The organism is Reichenbachiella sp. MALMAid0571, from assembly GCF_040151475.1.
GTDB lineage: Bacteria > Bacteroidota > Bacteroidia > Cytophagales > Cyclobacteriaceae > CAXBNB01.
This window is the reverse complement of record NZ_JBDKWG010000072.1, coordinates 1-20924: the sequence shown is the minus strand read 5'-3', so window position 1 is coordinate 20924 and position 20924 is coordinate 1. Positions and strand designations below refer to the sequence as shown.

Annotated in this window: 15 protein-coding genes and 1 pseudogene; 15 read left to right on the top strand and 1 reads right to left on the bottom strand. The window is 37.9% G+C overall.

Going from position 1 to position 20924, the window contains the following annotated elements; translation table 11 throughout:
- From AAOP42_RS01415 to AAOP42_RS01405, 3 genes are all read left to right on the top strand, one after another.
- Positions 1-259: hypothetical protein (locus AAOP42_RS01415; protein WP_349526666.1), on the top strand; the 259-nt coding region annotated here is incomplete at its 5' end.
- A 347-nt stretch (positions 260-606) separates the two neighbouring features.
- Positions 607-1251, top strand: a complete 645-nt coding sequence (locus AAOP42_RS01410; RefSeq protein ID WP_349526665.1) for a YdcF family protein — start codon at positions 607-609, stop codon at positions 1249-1251.
- 3 nt (positions 1252-1254) lie between these two features.
- Positions 1255-2196, top strand: a complete 942-nt coding sequence (locus AAOP42_RS01405; RefSeq protein WP_349526664.1) for a nitrilase family protein — start codon at positions 1255-1257, stop codon at positions 2194-2196.
- Between the two features lie 33 nt (positions 2197-2229).
- Here AAOP42_RS01405 and AAOP42_RS01400 read toward each other — a convergent pair whose 3' ends face one another.
- Positions 2230-2682, bottom strand: coding sequence for an Lrp/AsnC family transcriptional regulator (locus AAOP42_RS01400; RefSeq protein ID WP_349526663.1), 453 nt, complete (start codon positions 2680-2682; stop codon positions 2230-2232).
- Positions 2683-2830: 148 nt separating this feature from the next.
- Here AAOP42_RS01400 and AAOP42_RS01395 point away from each other — a divergent pair, with 148 nt between their 5' ends.
- The 12 genes and pseudogenes from AAOP42_RS01395 to AAOP42_RS01345 all read left to right on the top strand — a co-directional run.
- Positions 2831-3892: an N-acetyltransferase DgcN family protein gene (locus tag AAOP42_RS01395; RefSeq protein ID WP_349526662.1), complete on the top strand. Its 1062-nt coding sequence runs from the start codon at positions 2831-2833 to the stop codon at positions 3890-3892.
- Positions 3889-4956, top strand: coding sequence for a mandelate racemase/muconate lactonizing enzyme family protein (locus AAOP42_RS01390; protein ID WP_349526661.1), 1068 nt, complete (start codon positions 3889-3891; stop codon positions 4954-4956). The genes AAOP42_RS01395 and AAOP42_RS01390 overlap by 4 nt, the downstream gene beginning before the upstream one ends.
- Before the next feature lie 17 nt (positions 4957-4973).
- Positions 4974-5155: pseudogene (locus AAOP42_RS01385) on the top strand (hypothetical protein); the annotation flags it as partial.
- Between the two features lie 29 nt (positions 5156-5184).
- Positions 5185-6630, top strand: coding sequence for an arylsulfatase (locus AAOP42_RS01380; RefSeq protein WP_349526660.1), 1446 nt, complete (start codon positions 5185-5187; stop codon positions 6628-6630).
- Between the two features lie 254 nt (positions 6631-6884).
- Positions 6885-7013, top strand: a complete 129-nt coding sequence (locus AAOP42_RS23735; RefSeq protein WP_502947635.1) for a hypothetical protein — start codon at positions 6885-6887, stop codon at positions 7011-7013.
- Between the two features lie 108 nt (positions 7014-7121).
- A complete protein-coding gene (locus AAOP42_RS01375) occupies positions 7122-8159 on the top strand; it encodes a FecR family protein (RefSeq protein WP_349526659.1) in 1038 nt (345 codons plus the stop codon).
- 133 nt (positions 8160-8292) lie between these two features.
- Positions 8293-11640: a SusC/RagA family TonB-linked outer membrane protein gene (locus tag AAOP42_RS01370; protein ID WP_349526658.1), complete on the top strand. Its 3348-nt coding sequence runs from the start codon at positions 8293-8295 to the stop codon at positions 11638-11640.
- 38 nt (positions 11641-11678) lie between these two features.
- Complete coding sequence (locus AAOP42_RS01365; protein WP_349526657.1) at positions 11679-13184, top strand: RagB/SusD family nutrient uptake outer membrane protein; 1506 nt, start codon at positions 11679-11681, stop codon at positions 13182-13184.
- 76 nt (positions 13185-13260) lie between these two features.
- Positions 13261-16569 (top strand): VCBS repeat-containing protein, encoded by a 3309-nt coding sequence (locus AAOP42_RS01360; protein ID WP_349526656.1) that lies wholly within the window; start codon positions 13261-13263, stop codon positions 16567-16569.
- Positions 16570-16590: 21 nt separating this feature from the next.
- The gene (locus AAOP42_RS01355; protein WP_349526655.1) at positions 16591-18822 is read left to right on the top strand and encodes a glycoside hydrolase family 20 zincin-like fold domain-containing protein; all 2232 of its coding nucleotides are present in this window, start codon (positions 16591-16593) and stop codon (positions 18820-18822) included.
- 5 nt (positions 18823-18827) lie between these two features.
- Entirely contained in the window at positions 18828-20732 is a 1905-nt protein-coding gene (locus tag AAOP42_RS01350) for an alpha/beta hydrolase (protein ID WP_349526654.1), read from the top strand.
- Positions 20733-20924 (top strand): hypothetical protein (locus AAOP42_RS01345; protein WP_349526653.1); only part of this gene is annotated, 192 nt, incomplete at its 3' end.

Sequence of the window (20924 nt, the reverse complement as noted above, 5' to 3'; positions counted from 1 at the left end):
GGAAGGAGCCTTTCCCCGCTGGTATATTTGGGAAAATGTAAGTTTTGGCTCAGAAGTTAAATTTATAGAAAAGGTCATCTACGATGGCAAGTTGGGTGGTCATGATGCACTTGTAGGGGATGTGGACGGAGATGGAGATTTGGACATCTATTCCAAAGTATGGAACCTCTGGCCAGGCAATGCCAACAAAGGAAGAGAACACGGAGATTTTTTTGAAAACAAGACTAATTTGAAAACCATAAAGAACATCAATGAGTAATTGGAGTGAAGTGTTTCTAAGATTGATTTGTACAGTGTTTTTTCAGACATCTTTTTCGATGGGGCTATGGGTACAAGTAGAAAAAAATATTCATATAATCTAAAGAATTCTCAGATGCTTGTATCAGGGTAAATTGCAGAAAAGTTTGAAAAGTGGCAGGTTTTTCATCAAGATAACATTCCGATGAATACCTCATCAGCTTGCTACAGGGATATTTATTTTCAAAGATAATCCTAAAGAATAGAGACCTATTGATAGCTTTGAGCTCACTTCTTGTCACTTAATCGTAGTTTTCAAAAAGATCTTTAATAAAATGAAAAATAAATAAGGTAATACTGGTAACAGACATGAATATTCCTTCAGAACATATCGAACTCGCTTTGAAACTTTGGAACTATCATAAAATTGATAAGCCATTTGATCAGGCAGATTTGATCATTGGCTTGGGAAGTTATGATTTGAAAACTGCCATGCATTGTGCCGAATTGCTCAAAAGAGGTGTGGCACCATTACTCATTTTTACAGGAAGTAAGGGAAACTGGACAAATGGGAAATGGGACAAAAGTGAGGCCGAAGTATTCAGGGACTGTGCTATTGAGTATGGAGCAAATCCAGAGCAAATATTAATTGAACCTGACTCAACCAATATTGGTGAGAACCTTGCCTTCGCAAAAAAAGCCTTGAAAGATCATGATATTAAAAGCACATTGATTGTAACAAAACCCAATACACTTCGAAGAGCTATTGCAACGGCTGAAATCCAATGGCCTGAGATTGAACATTCGGCAGACTGTGTAAATGTTGAAATGGAAAATCAGGTAGTTGACGGACACTGCCTGGAAGATTTGATCAACGAAATGGTGGGAGATATTCAGAGAATTGTTGAATACCCCAAAAAAGGGTTTCAATCAGAACAATACATGCCTGAAGATATAAAACAAGCTTATCAAAACCTGATTGATTTAGGTTACGACAAACATATAATGATGTAAAGTATGAGAGAATTAAAGGTGGCTGTTGCCCAATTTGAACCGCATGATGGAGATAAAGAATATAATCTGTCGGTCATGGAAAGTTTAACAGGAAGAGCTAAAAACAAAGGTGCTGAGGTAATTAGCTTCCATGAAATGTGTATTACCGCATATACATTTACCAAAGACTTGGGCAAAGAAGAAATAACTCAATTGGCTGAAGAAGTGCCATCAGGTAAAAGCACTCAAAGATTAATACAAATCTCCGAAAAATACGGCATTCCTGTTTTAGCCGGTTTGGTAGAAAAAGACAAAGGGAAAATATATAACACTTACATCTGCGTAACAGCAGATGGGCTCGTTGCTAAGTATAGAAAACTACACCCCTTCATAAATAAATACATGTCGGCTGGAAATGAATATGTTGTCTTTGACTTAAACGGCTGGAAATGTGGCATATTAATTTGCTATGACAATAATGTGATAGAAAATGTTCGGGCGACAACATTATCCGGTGCGGAAGTGATATTTGCCCCACATGTGACCGGATGTACACCCTCAGCCATGCCCGGCAGGGGGTATGTGGCGGACGAATTATGGGAAAACAAAGACAAAGACCCAGTTCCTTTAAGACTGGAATTTGACGGCCCGAAAGGCCGTGGGTGGTTGCTGAGATGGCTTCCGGCAAGAGCTTATGACAATGGGGTTTATTACATTTTTACAAATCCTATTGGCTATGACGGAATACATTTGAAAAATGGCAATTCAATGGTATTAGATCCTTATGGAGAAGTGCAGACTGAAATAAAATCCTTTGAGGACGATATTGCAGTGACCACAATAACAGAAGATAAACTAGAGCTATCAGGAGGATGGAGATACAAAAACGCCAGAAGACCAGATTTATACAGAGACATTATCGGTCAAAAACATAAATCTAAAACCAAACCAATATGGCTTAAATAATTAATGACGAATAAATATTTTTCTTATGAAGAATCAACCAATTGGAACAACCGTCGAATATTTGACAGAATGTAGAACGATTCTGCTACTGTGCAATTTTATGATATCAATTGCAGCAATGCGTTTTAGAAATGAATCGTAGTGTTCAATATCCTTTACCATTACTTTTAACTGGTAATCTACTTTTCCGGCGAGGTAATAACATTCTATTATTTCAGGCATGCTTTGAATAATTTTTTCAAATTTCTTATAATTTTCTATTTCAGAGTTAATCATTGATACATTACAAAAGACCACTTGTGATTTACCGCATTTTTTCGGATCTATCAGGGTTACATATTTATCTATGATACCAGTTCGTTCCATATGCTTAATACGGCTGTATATGGGAGTGCTTGTCATCTCCATTTTACTAGCCATTTCTTTAATGGTGATTTTAGCATTTTGTTGTAGTAGTTCCAGGATTTTAATGTCGAGTTTATCCATAATAATGTTTTTCTTTTTTTTATATGAAGGGATTGTCTTAAAAGAATATTTTTCTTTTATTGTAAATAATACATGGTATAATTTATACGATACAAATATATTATAGTAATAATTACTAATATAGTGGATCATTAAACTAATATATATTTTGAAAACAGATGCAATAATATTGACAAATGGCAGATTGCAGGATATAGCTGCCAAAACAGCCCACGGACTAATACGAGGTACTGATAGGTTTCAAATTCGTGGTGTCATAGACCCACCTACTTGCGGTAGGGACGCAGGAGAAGTTCTGGATGGAAAATTTCGAGATATCCCAATATTTGATTCTCTGGAAAAAGCATTAGATACAATAGGGCAAGTAAAATATTGTATTATAGGAATAGCCACAAAAGGTGGAATTTTACCTGAAGAAATGAAACCCACGATTATGGGATGCCTGGAAAAAGGTATATCTATAGTCAATGGTCTCCATGAATTCCTGAGTGCCAAACCGGAGATGGTACAATTGTCTGAGCAATACGGTACAGAATTACTTGATATAAGAAAGCCTAAATCAAGGTCAGAACTTCATTTTTGGTCGGGCGAAATATATTCTGTAAAATCACCAATAGTGGCTGTCCTGGGAATGGATTGTGCTTTGGGTAAGAGAACCACTACCAGAATGATAATTGAAGCATGTGCAGCCCACCAGTTAAATGCACAGATGATTTACACTGGTCAGACAGGTTGGATGCAGGGAGGTAAATATGGTTTTATTTTCGATTCTACCTTAAATGATTTTATCCCGGGAGAATTAGAGCATGCCATCGTCACTTGCTGGAAAGAAACCCAGGCGGAGGTTATACTTCTTGAAGGACAGTCAGGATTGAGAAATCCTAGTGGCCCTTGTGGTGGTGAGTTTTTAGTATCTGGAAATGCCAGATATACTATTTTGGTACATGACCCAAAAAGGGAATATTACAGCCATCATATCAATATAAATAAAATACCAGATGTTTCTGATGAAATAGACCTCATAAGTCGATATGGCTCAGAGGTAATTGCACTTGTACTGAATACTGCAAATTGTAGCGAGGAAGAAGCGCATAGATTTCAAAAGCAATATGCGGATGAACTTCAGATCCCTGTATTGTTGCCACTCTACGAAGGTGTGAACGAAATAATTCCAATCATCCGACAATTAATTTCTACAGACAAAAAATGAAAATTATATCCGTAAACACCTATCTCAAAGACCTTGATCTAATAAAACCTTTTACCATAGCATACAAAACAGTATCTAAAGTAGAAAACGTATTCTTTGAGATTGAACTGGAAAATGGTATATGTGGTATAGGGTCTGCCAATCCATCGCCACAAGTAGTAGGTGAAACCCCTGAACAGGCTTTAGACACTCTGCAATCAGAATTTGTAAATAGTTTTATCGGGAAAGATATACGTCATTTCAATGAACTGATAGACAAAATGGCAATGCAGTATCCAGAATCTCCGGGAGCACTTGCAGCTATAGACATAGCTCTTCATGATGCGTTCTGCAAATATTTAGGCATTCCGGTAGTGGAATTTTATGGACAAAAAATCCGGAAAATGCCCACTTCGGTGACTATAGGTATCATGAGCGTGCAGGAAAGCCTGAAAGAAGCGGCAGAATATTATAAACAAGGCTTTCGCATCATTAAGGTTAAAACCGGAACAGATGTGGATGAAGACACTGAGCGCATTCGTTTGCTTCATGAGCACTATGCAAATAAATTACAAATAAGGGTAGATGCCAATCAGGGTTATGACATCAATCAGTTAGGTAAGTTCATTAAAAACACTGCTTCATGTAATGTTGAATTGATAGAGCAACCTCTGCCTGTCGGACAAGAATCAGAATTGTCGGTACTCGATTATGAGACAAGGAAAACCTTGGCTGCAGATGAGAGCCTTATCCATAGTGGTATGGCACTTAAACTCTGCCATGAGCCCATGCCTTATGGTATTTTCAATATCAAACTTATGAAATGTGGTGGCATCAAAGGCGCTTTGGAAATATCCAATATAGCCCAAAAAGCTAATATTGATTTATTCTGGGGATGTAACGATGAAAGCATTGTGAGTATTTCTGCAGCTCTGCATGTGGCATTTTCCTGTAGTAATACCCGATATATTGACCTGGATGGAAGTTTTGATTTAGGGGAAGACATAGTAAAGGGTGGATTTGCACTGGATAAAGGCTTCATGTCTCCTTTGGGTTTGCCAGGGCTTGGGGTAAAAAAGATATAAAATGTGGTATTATTGTAGTAAAATCATGGATCAGGACTACCTATTTTTCAATATTGACAAGTATTATAACGAGTTCTGTTATAGGATAAACAGGCCACAAAACAAGAGTTCTATTTTCAATAATTTAGTTGTCAGAATGGTAAACGCTGATAAAATTTATCAAAAAGAATTCTATACATTAATTACTGTCCTCTGTTAATTTTTTATCAATCTATTAAACTAGTAAGTATGCCAACGATAAAATTGAATATACCAATCCTTATTGCGTTCTTAATTATTGTAGGTTGTCAGCCAGAAAAAAAAGATGTTAACACAGTCAAATCGAAATACTCGTCACCAAATATTATCTACATTTTGGCAGATGATTTGGGTTATGGTAATTTAAGTTGTCTTGGGCAGAAGAAATATAAGACACCAAATATTGACAAGCTGGCAGCAGAAGGCATGTTGTTCACTCAGCATTATTCAGGTTCTACCGTGTGTGCACCATCACGAAGTTCCCTGATGACTGGTTTACATACAGGCCATACTACGATTAGAGGAAATAAGGGAGTGAAACCAGAAGGGCAGTATCCTATAAATGCAGAGGATTTTACCATAGCAGAGATGTTAAAGAAAAAAGGTTATGCTACTGGAGCTTTTGGCAAATGGTCCTTAGGTAATATTCTGTCAGAGGGCAACCCTCTTAAACAAGGATTTGACGTATTTTTTGGATACAATTGTCAGACACTTGCTCACAATTATTATCCATTTCATCTTTGGAGTAACAATCAAAAAATCGTACTTACCGAAAATCAAAAAGATAACGAAGGTGTTTACGCCCCTGATCTTATTCATCAAAAGACCCTGGAGTTTATAGATGAGAACAAAGAAAGACCCTTCTTCGCTTATGTGCCAAGTATCATTCCACATGCTGAAATAAAAGTACCCGAACAATACATGTCTAAGTATAGAGGGAAGTTAGATCCTGAAGTCTATTATGATGGATGCGACTATGGATGTGACCGCTACAAAATAGGTGGATATGGCTCGCAACCGGAAGCTCATGCGGCATTTGCAGGTATGATTGATTTGTTAGATCAACAGGTAGGGGAAATAGTAGCGAAGGTAAAAGAACTCGGGATAGAAGAGAATACGATAATATTTTTTACCTCAGATAATGGCCCACATGATAAGGGAGGAGCAGATTTGGAATTTTTCAATAGCAATGGAAAGTTCAGAGGCTTTAAAAGAGACCTGTATGAAGGAGGTATAAGAGTACCCATGATCGTCAAATGGCCTGGTACAATTAAGAAGGGAAGCACAACTTCTCACGTTTCAGCTTTTTGGGATGTGCTTCCTACTTTGGCTGATATTGCAAAAATATCCTTCTCATCGGATATTGATGGTATTTCATTTTTACCAACATTGCTCGAAAAGGAGCAGCCAAAGCATGAGTTTTTATATTGGGAATTTCATGAAAAGGGAGGTAGAAGAGCCATAAGGAAAGACAACTTCAAAGTGATATTGTATGATGTCAAAACAGGAAAACCAAAACCTGCTGAAGTTTATGACCTTGATGTTGATCCTTATGAACAAAACGACATTGCCAGTCAACACTCCGATATTATTGAAGAGGCCTTGTTGCTAATGTCAACTCGTTCAGTTTCTTCAGTGAAAGAGTGGAATTTCTAAAAAGCATAATTTAAAACCCATATTTTTGAGACAATAGATACAAAGAATTTAGAACCATGAAAACCTCAAAATTCGTGTTCTAGATGAGTTTGGTATTTACGATTCTGTGCAGTTGCTCGGAAGATCAGAGTTTTTCTCTTGCTGACTCATCTATGTTTTTTTCTTTATCTCCTGTAAAAATAATATCATTGAAGTGTTTGAAAATGTAGGATGGTCTTTCAGATGGTGAAAGAAAATACATCGCCTATGCAGAAGTGGCAGAACTCATGAATATATCAACCAAAACAGTGGAAAATCGAATGTCTAAAGCACTGAAGAGAATCCGTACTGCTATCGACGGTTACCGATCATTAGGTGATAATAAAATGACAATTGTAAGTTGATTTATTTACTGGTCTCAAACCCTTTTACTTAAAATTCCCTAAAATATTAGATAGTGCGTGGGGGGAGTATATATTTTCTGTGTTAATGACATTGAACAGCAATAGACAATGGAAGAAAACACCAATTATACATTAATATCGGCTTTCCTAAGTAAGCAAGCCAATGCAGACCAAATCACTGATCTGAGAGAATGGTTGTCAGAATCTGAGACGAACAAACTCGAATTTGAAGAATTAAAGGAAGTATGGCTAAAATCCCATATGCCATATAGAACTGAAAATATTGATATTCTTTACAATAGAGTAGAGGCCGAAATATCGGGAATAAAAAAAGAATCAGCGAAAATTGTCCCATTCAATGACAATAGAAGAAAACTCATTCTTTTTACCAAATGGGTTGCTGCTGCCATATTGATGCTAGTTGGTATATTGTGGGCTTATAATTTTTCTGACCAACAAAAAAATAAGCAAGCTGTTGCTGAGGTACATCAAATAATAAAGAAAAATCCAGCGGGCATAAAAACTACAGTTCGGTTACCAGATGGTACGGTTGTCTGGCTAAACTCAGAAAGTAAATTGAATTATGATTCGGAATATGGATATAAAAACCGTTATGTGCAAATAGAAGGAGAAGCATTTTTTGAAGTAGCTAAAAATAAAGACCTCCCCTTCAAGGTGTTTTCCAGAGGGCAAGTCATAGAAGCCTTGGGTACGGCATTTAATGTTAGGGGTTTTGTCTATGAAAGCCAGCTTAAAGTTGCATTAGTGGAAGGAACTGTAAAGATTCAGGAGGAAAATGGAATAGCGGATAAAGCGTTTATTCTGAAACCGGGTGATGAATATAAGAAGCATTTTGTGTCAGGTGAAACAGGTGTAGGAAAACTCAATTATGGTGAGCTATCCTGGAGAAGTGGAAATATTTATTTTAAGAGTGCATCTATGGCCAAAGTTTTCAGGACATTGGAGAGATGGTATGGAGTAGAAGTAATCATAGAAAAGGATACAGATCAAACCTGGAATTATACAGGAGGGTTTTCCAAGGAGACCTTGGAGAATGTCCTTCAGAGTATTTCCTATTCAAAGAACTTTGATTTTGAAATAGGAGAAAAGAAAGTAATTGTCAGACCTAAAAAAAAGAAAATATGATTTAAACAAAAACAAAAAAATCGGGTTCCTGCCAGAACCCGATCAGGTTGATGCCAAACGTCTTATAATCAATCAAGGATTGAAATAGAGCAGTTGCATCAGGTAATATTAATTTAATAAAACATTTAAAATTATGAATAAATTTTTACTTAAGCGTATTATTATGCTGTCTAAATTTGCAATGTATGGATTCTTGATGCAGTTATTGGCGATCAATATCCTCGTAGCATTTGATAGTTCTGCACAAAAAGATTTGAGTGTTAAGGAAATATACATAAATCTGGAAGGAACTCAGACAACCATTCTGGAGGTATTCAATTCTATTGAAGCTCAAACCGCACTGAAGCTCAACTATGAGGAAAAGGACATTGATTCGTCTGTCAAAGTTCCGCATTCCTTTGGAAAGTTGACGGTTGAGGAGGTGCTGTTGAATATATCCAAAGTATCAGACCTTAAGTTCAAGAGGGTTAATCAAAATATTAATGCACTAAAAAGCAAAAAACAAACCAGAGCTATTGAAGAGGTTGTCAGCTTATTGGAAGACATAAGTGTATCCGGTAAAGTCACTGATGAAACAGGTAATGAATTACCCGGCGTAAATATTATTGTTAAGGGTACTACTACTGGTACGGTAACTGATGTCGGAGGGAATTATATGCTGGAAGTTCCGGATGAAAATTCTGTTTTGGTATTCAGTTCTGTCGGGTTTCTTTCTAATGAAGTCGTTGTAGGTAATCGTAACTCAATTGATTTATCGATGGCCTCTGATGTGACTTCTCTTGATGAAATTCTTGTGGTAGGTTACGGAACGGTTAAGAAGTCGGATGTGACCGGTTCTGTTGCTTCGGTTAAGTCAGATGAATTGAATCAATTTCCTACTGTTGATCCGGTACAGGCTTTGCAGGGTAGATTGTCCGGAGTACAAGTACAATCCACTAATGGGGGAGAACCCGGATCAGGCTATTCCATATTGATTAGAGGAAATTCGTCTATCAATGCTTCTAATAGCCCTTTGTTTGTTGTTGATGGATTTCCTCAAGGGACATTACCTCCGGCGGATGATATTGAGTCAATTGAAGTATTAAAAGATGCATCAGCTACAGCTATTTATGGATCAAGAGGTTCGAATGGTGTGGTGATGATTACGACAAAAAGAGGGAGTGCCGGAAAATCGAGAATAGATTACAATTCTTCTTTCTCTACTCAAAAACAAATCAAAAAGTACGATTTGCTGAATGCTACCCAATATGGAGAGTACATGAATGAACTTGATGTTTTGAGTGGAAATGCTCCAGGTTATTCAAATCCTTCATCTTTAGGACTAGGTACAGATTGGCAGGATGAAATATTACAGACCGGGCATATTCAAAATCATAATTTGTCCATTTCAGGTGGTAATGAAAATGTCAGATATTATGTTTCTGGTACTATGTATGATCAAAAAGGAATAGTAATTAACTCTGATTTTAAAAGATATTCTTTGACCAGTAATGTAGACGCACAATTATCAAATAGAGTAAAAGTTGGTGTAAACCTCTTTGTCAGGAGATCGGATAGCAATCAAATATCTTCTCAGGAAGGAACTCCTGGAAGTCAGGGTGGTGGAGTACTTACGACTGCTTTGGTGTTCTCTCCTACTTTGGGAATATACGGAAATGATGGTGCGACTTATACCACAGATCCAAACTTAACTGGGTTTGACAATCCGGTTGCTATGGCTAAGGAGAGGATATCTGAGAGTATTACAGATTACCTGCAATCAAGTGTATTTGCTGAGTTGAATATACTTGATGATTTAAAATTCAGAACTGTCTTGGGAGTTACTACTTCAAATTCAATGCGTGGGTCATATCAATCCAGTAAACTGACTTATGCGGGAGGTTTCGGAGGAATTGGAAGTGTAGGTACCAGAAAAAATACCAGCCTGCTGTCAGAAAATTACTTAACATACTCTCGTAATTTTGGTGATGATCATTCATTCACAGCACTGGCTGGGTATTCCTACCAGTCAAATACCTCAGCCTCTTCATCAGCAGCCGGAAGTGGCTTTTTAACTGATGCTACAGAATATTGGAATCTGAGTGCTGCTGCGACTTTTGAGCGTCCTGGTTCGGACCTTTCTAAAACGGAGTTGCTTTCCTATTTTGGACGAATAAATTACAACTTCAAAGATCGTTACTTGTTTACAGCTACAGCCAGACGAGATGGATCTTCTACTTTAGCAAAAGGCAATGAGTGGAACTTTTTTCCATCTGGAGCCTTTGCCTGGAATGCTCACAATGAAGCATTTTTAGAAGGATCAGAAATTGTCAGCCAATTGAAAGTAAGAGCAAGCCATGGAGTATCGGGCAATCAATCGGTGGGAGCTTATTCATCATTAGCTACTTTACGTTTCGTCTTCGCAGTGTTTAATGGTTCTACTGTCAATGCAGTAAGCCCTCTTACTCTTGCAAATGGTGATTTGATCTGGGAAAGAACAGCACAATCTGATTTTGGAGTTGACTTAGGATTGTTTAAAGATAAGGTAGTGTTGACTGCTGATTATTATGATATGACTACTTCAAACCTTTTGTTTGATGCACCTATCCCCAGATATATTGGTGTAGGGTCAACATATCTTAAAAATATCGGAAAAACAGGAAATAAAGGAGTAGAACTATCACTTCAGGTTCGTGATATTGTTAAAGCTATCAAGTGGAATAGTAGCTTTAACATAGCATTCAATCGAAATCAGGTGAAAAAACTTCCTGATGAGGGACAAGATATTTTTTATTCCAACAGGCCTGGAAATTTTGTTGGTATCAATACTACACATGTATTGAGAGAGGGCGAACCCTTAGGACTTATGTATGGATATGTGTATGAAGGAGTGCAACAAAGTGGAGATGAACTATTAACTGGTGCTGAAGGCGTAGGTGGTGAGAGGTTCAGGGATATAGAAGAGGATGGAATACTAGACGATAAGGACCGTACTGTAATTGGAGACCCAAATCCTGATTTTCATTGGGGATGGACAAATAGCTTTAGTTACAAAGGCTTTGATTTGAGTATCTTCTTACAAGGAATTCAAGGCAATGATATGCTGAACTATTCCAGGCTATGGCTAGAAGACGGAGTTGGGCGTAGAAATGTTACTACAGCGATGCTTGATAGGTGGACAACTTCCAATACGGATACAGATGTGCCAAGTGCATCAATTAACAGAATACAGCGCTTGTCAAGTAGATGGATTGAAGATGGGAGCTACATCAGGTTGAAAAACATAGCATTAGGATACAATATTCCATCAGACCTTGTAAGTAAATTGCATATAAGGTCTTTGAGGATATATGTGAGCGGGCAAAATTTGTGGACAAGTACAGACTACAAAGGGTTCGATCCTGAAGTAAGTAGCAGAGGATCAAGTATTACCCGGGGTATTGACTTTGGCAGCTATCCTAACACCAAAAACTTCACAGTAGGGATAAATCTGGGATTTTAATGCTATCCTTATTTTTAAAATCTAAATAGATAAAGGAAATGAAAAATTATATTAAGATATTGTTTGTAAGTGCTGTTTTGGTACTTGTTGGTTGCTCTGACTTGGAGGAAGAGCCTAAGTCAATTCTTGCTCCTGAGGGATTTTTCCAGTCTTATGCTGATGTAGAAGCTGGTATATTTGGTATTTATGGCAGAATGACTTCAGATGTTGCCTGGGGTGGGGAATTCACCCAGGCACTACTTCTCTTAAGTGATATGGTCGATGTTGGTAATCCTGGTGCCGCTTCACAGAATTTTGAAATCAATGAGTTTAGGGCCACCCCGGAAAATTATTATTCTTCTATTATTTGGACCAGAGCTTTTGATATTATTAATGCCGCCAATACTACTATAAAAGGAGCTCGTCAGATAGATGCGGATGAAGCGATAAAGTTGAGATTAGAGGCTGAAGCCAGGGCTTTGAGGGCTATTGTTTATTTTACCTACGTTCAGGTGTTTGGTGATATGCCTTATTTTGATGCACCTGTAACTGAAGTAGCAGAGGCAGCTAGTATTGGAAAAACTCCGGAATCAGAAATATACAAAAGGGTAATTGAGGATTTGGAATTTGCTTTTGTTGAGGGACGACTACCCAATGAATATGCGGCAAGTGCACGAACCCGGGTGAGCAGGGGAACAGTAGCAACTGCTCTGGCAGCAGTACATCTTACGATAGAAAACTGGCAACAGGCGTATGATAATGCCAAATGGGTAATTGATCATAAAGCCGATTTTGGTTATGACTTGGTGGATGATTATCAGGATTTGTTTAATGCCAATAAACAAAATGGAATTGCGGAACATATTTTGGCCGTTGATTTTTTAGGTCAACAACGTCATTCTGATAATGACGACACCATGTCTCCATTAACTGGTGTAGGTGGACTTTCCGGCTCTGTTGCAGGATGGAGTATTATTGTACCGTCAATGGATGTATATGATGATTGGGATGATAGAGACTACCGTAAAGGAGTAGCTTTTGACACCACCGTTGTTGATGGGAAAGGTGTAGAATGGCATTATACCAATTTTCCAGTAGTAAAGAGACCTCATATTGCCAAGTACAATAGGTTTATGGGAAATAACAGTGGCTCTGGAAGACGGTCAGATTTCAATTACACCATTTTCAGATATGCAGAAGTGCTTTTAATTGCTGCCGAAGCACTCAATGAACTGAATGGCCCTACGGCAGAAGCACAAGGTTATGTAAATCAGGTAAGAGCCAGAGCAAGGATTTGGCCTGACGCAGTTTCTACTTTTCCTCCGGATGTTAATTCCAGTGGTTTAGACAAAGATTCATTTAGAGACCTTGTTTTAGAAGAAAGAAGGCTGGAATTATCTTTTGAATACAAAAGATGGTTTGATATTAAGAGAAGAAACCTCGGAGATGAAGTATTCAAAGGAGCAAACTCTTTAGAACCTCAACCTAATTTCAATTCGAGTAAACATTATCTATTGCCAATTCCACAAAGTGAGGTTGACATCAATCCTAAAATGGGTATTTAGTTTATTTAACAAATAAAACGAATAAATGGAGGGCTCACTTTGAGCCTTCCTTCTATTTGCTAATCCACTAACTAAATTGAAAAGACTTGGAATAGCCTTATGGGTATGCTTATTTCTATTCTCTTGCGCAAAGAAGCAGGAAGAAAAGGCAACCTTGTTTCGTTCCATTCCTTCGGATGAGAGTGGTATTGATTTTGGTAATTATATCAATATAAGTAGTGATTTTAACTTTTTCACTTTCAGGTGTATTCATTTTGGAGCAGGAGTGACAGTAGGAGACATTAACAATGATGGATTGCAGGATGTTTTTTTTGCAGGGAATATGGTAGGAAATAAATTGTATCTAAACCTAGGAGGTTTGAAGTTTAAAGATATAACCGAAGAAGCTGGATTTATAGAATATGGACAATGGAACTCTGGAGCAACCATGGCTGATGTAAATGGTGATGGTTTTTTGGATATTTATGTTTCGGTATCTGGTACGAAAGAAATGCAAAAAGAGAATAGGTTGTATGTCAACAATCAGAACCTGACATTTACCGAGTCAGCAGAGCAAAGAGGAGTTTCGGACAATGGACACAGTACTCAATCTACTTTTTTTGATTACGATAGAGATGGGGATTTGGATTTATATGTTGCCAATTACCCCTATCCAAATTTTCAAAACCCAAATTCCTTTTATAGAGAAAAAATGGATAGCGTACCAGAGGCAGATACAGATCATTTGTTTGAAAATGATGGTAGGGGTTACTTTAAAGATGTTACCAAAAAGTCTGGGTTGATCTCTTATGGGTTATCCTTAAGTGCAACAGTTGGTGATTTCAACCAGGATGGTTGGTCTGATTTATATGTATCCAATGATTTTTCTACTCCGGATTATTTTTACTTTAATAACGGAGATGGTACTTTTCGTGAAGCGGTCAAAGAAACCACCAAACATATTTCTTTTTTTGGAATGGGTGTGGATATAGCAGATTTCAATAATGATGGCTTGTTGGATTTGATCCAGGCCGAAATGAATCCTGCGGATAATTTTCGATCTAAAGCCAATATGAGCAGCATGAATCCATCTTTTTTTCAGGAGGTTGTGTCACTGGGTTTTCACTATCAATATATGCAAAATAGCCTTCAACTCAACCAAGGTACCCGTGAAGATGGATTGCCGTTTTTTAGTGATGTTTCAAGGATGACAGGAATGTCTTCTACTGATTGGAGTTGGGCTACATTGTTTATGGATATGGACAATGATGGTTGGAAAGATGTTTTTATCTCCAACGGCATAAGAAGAGATATCAACAACAAAGATTTTTTTAAACTTATTACGAAAAAATCTTTTTTGGCCAGATATAAAGATTACGTAGAACTGGAAAAAGACATACCCTCGGCAAAAGTTCCCAACTATGCATATAAGAATACCAATGGTCTCAAATATGAAAATGTGTCTTCCGATTGGGGACTTGACTTTAGGGGATTCTCAAATGGGGCTTCCTATAGCGACCTGGATAACGATGGTGATTTGGATATCCTGGTCAATAATGTAGATTCTGTTGCTATGATTTTTGAGAATAAGTCAAACGAATACTCTGAAAATCGTTTTTTAAGATTCAAATTAAAGGGGAGTAAGCAAAACCCTTTCGGGTTAGGCACTAAGATTCAGTTGAATCATAACGGACAACTTCAGTTTCAGGAACTTACACTTACCAGAGGTTATCAGTCTTCTGTCGAGCCAATAATTCATTTTGGTACAGGATCCAATGAGATCATTGATAAAGTAACTGTCACATGGCCTGACGGTCGTCAGCAAGAGTTATTTGATGTTTCGACCAATCAGGTGATGCTGATTGATTACAAGGATTCTGTATTGCCTAAATCTACTGTAAGCAAGCCATTTACGCCATATTTTAAAGAGGTCAAAGGAGAGTATGGTTTGTCCTTTACGCACGTTGAAAATGATTACAACGATTTTGAAAAAGAACCTTTGTTGCCACATAAAATGTCTCAATTTGGGCCGGGGATTACAGTGGGAGATATAAATGGAGATGATCTGGAGGATGTTTATGTAGGTGGGGCAGCTGGTTCAAAAGGTCAGCTCTTTATTCAACAATCGGATGGAAAATTTAGTATTGTTTCAGGGCCGTGGGAAAAAGACTATCCACAAGAAGATTTAGGAGCATTGTTTTTTGATGCCAATGGAGATAGAAACTTAGACCTCTATGTTATCAGTGGAGGCAATGAATTTGAAAAGAATTCTCCAATGCTTCAAGACAGGTTGTACCTGAATAATGGAACAGGTGAATTTCAAAAAGCCATTGCTGCTCTTCCTGAAATGAATATAAGCGGTTCATGTGCGATTCCTATTGACTTTGATCAGGATGGTGACCAGGATCTATTCGTGGGAGGAAGGCTTGTTCCAGGACAATATCCACTACCTCCTCGCAGCTATCTTTTAGAAAATGTATCTAAAAATGGAGAAGCTGGATTTATTGATGTTACAGATCAAAAGGCATCAGGGTTAGTGTCTCCCGGATTGGTGACTTCCGCAGTGGCTACTGATTTTGATACCGATGGTGATCTTGATTTGGTGGTCGTGGGGGAGTGGATGCCAATTTTATTTCTCGAAAACAATCAGGGAAATTTTTTAGATGTTACAGAAAAATTTAACATGAAAAACACCACTGGCTGGTGGTTTTCTGTAATAGCCGATGATTTTGATTCGGATGGCGATGAAGATTTGGTGTTTGGGAATTTGGGACTAAACTACAAGTACCAGGCTTCAGAAGAGGAAACATTTGACATATATGCCTATGATTATGATAGCAATGAGAAGTTGGATATTGTTTTGAGCTATTACAATGGTGGAACGCAATATCCTGTACGTGGACGTCAATGTTCGTCTGAGCAGATCCCGGAATTGGCTACTAAGTTTAAGAGTTATACAGCCTTTGCCAAAGCCACATTGCAAGATGTATATAGTCCGGCAGCACTTGATGCATCTGTACACTATAAAGCGAATATTTTTTCCAGTGTTTATGTAGAAAACAAAGGCAATGGGAAAATGGAACTTAAAGTATTGCCGGATGCTGCTCAATTATCCAATATCAATAGTATGGTCTCCGGAGATTTTAACCGTGATGGGCATAAAGATATACTCTCAGTTGGCAATTTGTTTGTATCCGAGGTGGAAACCCCCAGAAACGATGCTTTTTATGGTCTTCTTTTAGTAGGAAATGGTGCAGGAAAGTTTAGTCCAGTCGAATATCAGAAGAGCGGGATTTACATTCCTGGAGATGCACGGGCTGTGTGTGTACTCAAGAAAGTGCCCCAGGACTTAATCCTGATAGCCAACAACAATGCCCCTTTGCAAGTGTTTGAGGTGGCTCAATAATTTTAAAAGGTAAAACAATCAATGAATAAATTTATAAAATTCAATTTATCAGTATTTCTAATTGTCTGTGTTTTTTATAAGGTAAACGCACAATCGGTTACTGATTTACGAAGCATGGGGTACGCCATTTTCCCGGCCCCTCAAAAGGTTGACTTGGAAAATAAAAATATACTCATAGATGATTCATGGCAGGTAAGGTTTGATAAATCTGTTCCCAATAAAATCACGAGTAGTTTTGCAGAAAGGGTTCAGGAATTACACAGTCTGAAATTTTCTGGACAAGGTTCTGGAAAAATAGAGTTGAGGGTCAACAAAGAAGCAGTTAAAGGAATAGCTAATTTATCTAATTCAAAACAGGCTTATAAGATTACCATATCGGACGGAAGTGTGAGAATTGAAGGGAATGATGAAACAGGCCTTTTTTATGGTGTTCAAAGCTTTATACAGCTTATGAAACCTACACCGAGAGGTAAATTCCAGCTACCATTAGGAACTATTACCGACTGGCCGGATCTGGAGTTGAGGTTTATCCATTGGGATACGAAACACCATAGGGATAAAGTAGCAACTCTAAAGAGATATATTGATTGGTCTGCCTACTTCAAAATTAATGCTATTGCATTTGAAATTGAGGATAAATACGAATATCCATCTCATCCAATAATTGGTAGCCCTGATGCATTTACCAAAGAAGAAATGCAGGAACTGACCAAATACGCATTAGACAGGTTTATTCAGCTCGTGCCTAATGTGCAAGCACCTGCTCACATGGCCTATGTTTTGAAGCACAAAGAGTTTGAACATTTGAAAGCAGATCATGAAAGCAACTATCAGGCTTGTATGTGTAACGATGAAGCAATGGAACTTATTTTTGACATGTATCAGGACATGATAGACGCAACTCCCGGAGTTGACTACTTTTTCGTTTCTACAGACGAAGTGTATTATGCGGGCATCTGCGGTGAGTGTAAGAATGAGTACAACGAAGAAAATCGTAGCAAAGCTTGGGTAGAATATTTACAAAGGGTAAATAAATGGATGAAGGAAAGGAACAGAAGAGTTTTGGCCTGGGTAGAATACCCATTATTACCAAAGGATATTTCGAAAGTCCCCAGTGATGTTATTGATGCTATTATGGGGCCTCATAAAACAAAGGAATGGTCTGTTAACGAAACCAAGGCTGGTATTGATCAGCTTTCATATAGTTCAATGCAAGGAGCAGAATACCTGTTTCCAAATTATTTTTCAACGAAATACAGAAATCGCCAAATCAATGGGAGGTTGAGTGATGCCTATAGAGATATATCAAATAGAGAAGGTGAAGGAGCAAATCTTATAGGCACATTTGCTGCCGCCTGGGATGACGCAGGTTTGCATAGTGAGACTTTTTGGCTGGGATGGGCTACAGTAACACAATATGGTTGGACTAAAAATACTCCCTCACTTCAGCAGAATATTATCGATTTCATGGATTTGTTTTATGGCATGGACAGCCCGGATATGGTAGAGACTTACGTCGGATTGCAGGAAGGGGCCAGGTTTTATGAAGACTTATGGGAAAGGAAAGAGTCAGTGGAACGAACCAGAGGGTATGGCAATTCTAAAGGAAAAGGAGTAGGAGGAGAAATGCAAGATCTTTTGATAGACCCACTCATGATTCCTTCAGCTAAAGATTTAAGTGTTGAGCCTGTTTTCACTGTTAAATATGCTGAGAAAATCAATGAAGCTACTGTGCTGCTTGAAAAGAACCAGCGATTGATTCTTCATCTGATTCGAAATATCACACGGGTACGGCACAATAGCTATAATCTGGAAGTACTACTTTCCATTGCGCTTTTGGAGAGATATACTATGAATATGGTAATCAATTTAGCAAAGGTTGAAGACTATTTGGTACGGGCTTCAAAAGCTGATAGCGAGAATCAAGCAGTTAGTTTATTGGTGGAAGCACATCAATTGTCAGGTAAAATACTACAAGAACAGAACGAAATGTGGAAGGCACTAAATGCGACCTGGGGCAAAAGCCGTCTTGCAAAAGGAGCTGGTGTTGGAGGAAAAGATTTTCTCCATGTATATGATGATGTGAAAGACCATTTTGCCGATCGTCGTAAAGGTTTGGAGTACATGTTAGCACCATTTGAGAGAATGGGGATTGAGGATTGGAGAAAGCAATTGAGTAAAGTGATTACCGATTTTTCTGAGCTTCATAATATTCCTGTCACAGGTTTGGAAGCTGAAAGGTTAGAAGATTAGATAAGATGAAAACAAATATGAAAGTTGGTTACGGGTTGTTCTTGATATTAACCTGTTGTTCTTTTTATGGTATATCACAACAATTGCCTAATGCCTATCAAGATAAAAGTCATTTTAGTAAAACATTTGAAGCTGAAAGGAGCTATCGTATTTATCTACCCGAAGATTATGAAAGTGATTCAAAGCAGTACCCTGTAATTTATTTCTTTCATGGATATGGCGGAAGACATTATCAGGACTACAACGCTTTATTGGAATATGAAATGATTGGAAGACTTGTAAATAAATATCAGGTAATGCTAGTCATGTGGGACGGCAGGATAATAGAGTCTTTGCACCGACCCTACAATATCGGTTGTCCGGATCATGTCAGTTTTGATGTTCAAATGAAGGATTATTTCCCGGAACTGGTTGCCCATATTGATGCTTCATACAACACCCTGTCAGATAGAGAACACCGTGGGATTATTGGATATAGTATGGGGGGCTTTATGTCTTTTTTTATAGCTGGTAAGTATCCCGATATGATTGGTGCAGCAGTTAATATGACCGGAAGCCCTGAGTTTCATGTTGGTTATCCTGATAACAATACTCTTTATTCTCTGAGGCACACATTTGAGAATTTGAAAGATGTGAAAACAAGATTGCATAATAGTTCGGTCGGGGAATTGAGCAGTCAAAACAGGGAAGTGCACAAAGGTGCGCTTTGGCAGGGAAATATGGACTATGAATACTGGGAATTTTCAGGAGGACACAAAGTGGATAACAAAGGAGAGACTGATGTTTTTGAAATGGCAATGAACTTTGTGGATAGGGCTTTCAGAAACCCTAAGCCTCTGGACAAACAATGGTCACATTATGATTTGTATTCTGATTTTGAAATTTGGGATTATTCAGTCAAAAGCAATAAAAAGAGTTCTGGGTTGACCTATTTAAGAAATGTTTCCAAAGATGGGTTTGGTTTTTATACAAAAAAATGGCTTCCGATTGCCCCTCCTTTGGATGGTTTCAATGCATCTATTGTAACAGCTCCTATATACGAACCAAAGGTAGAATATCAAATAAGACATTATGAACACGAGAGCGGCCAATTGAAGTTGATGACAAAAAAAGCAGACAGTGATGGAAGGTTGAGTTTTGAACTTGATGGCCAAGGGCATGAAATAGGCATTTCTAAAAAAGAACAACCAAGGTTGGTTTTTGTTAATCACGAATTAGAAAATGGTAAAAAAATGATTCGTGTGGGAGAAGAAAATAAGATGGTGATACAGTTGGTTAATCTGGGAGGTATGTTGGATGGAGCAAAAAAAGTGAGTTTTAAGCTAAAAGCTACAGATGGTTCAGTCTCTACTGATAAAGAAGAGTATGAGATTTTTCAGAGCGTAGATTCAATGTTTCTTTATTCTGAGGAGGTTATCTTAAGCTGCAAAAAACAAGCACCTACTGATGGAGAGCCCTCCGAGGTGAAAATTATTCTTAGTATCAGCTATGATACATTGATGTTCAAAGAAGAATTTGATGTACCCGTATTTTTTGCTGTGCCGCAGTTTGAAGAGATTTCCATAGACGATGGGAGATTGGTCAAAGATGCTGTCTTTGGCACTGGCAATGGCGATGGAATAATCTCACCTGGAGAGCAGGTAATGATCTATACTTCCGGGCATAGAACAAAGCTTTTTTATGACGATCCCTATATAGAGATACTTAAAGAAAATCAACATGCCGAAAGTTTAGCGGCTAAATGGAGTTGTGATGGGATTACGGTAAGCTCGATTGTAAAAATAGCCGAAGACTGTCCTGATAATTATGAAATAAAGCTTTTGGCAAAGTATGAAACTAAAGATTATATGCCTATTACCAGAAGATGTTTTTGGGGGAGTGTCAATATAAAGGTCAAATCTGTAAAATAAATGAGTTGGAAATCCTGTAGTAATAAATTGTTGATATTTTGTGGTGTCATCTGTTTATCCTGTTCCAAACAAAAACAATCTGGAGAAGTTGGACAAAGCCGCATTGGTGTAAATATGTTTGAGCATCACTATGTAACCCAGGATCTTCCGGGAGAAGCAGATTGGGGGTATGGCTGTCCGGCAATGGCAGAT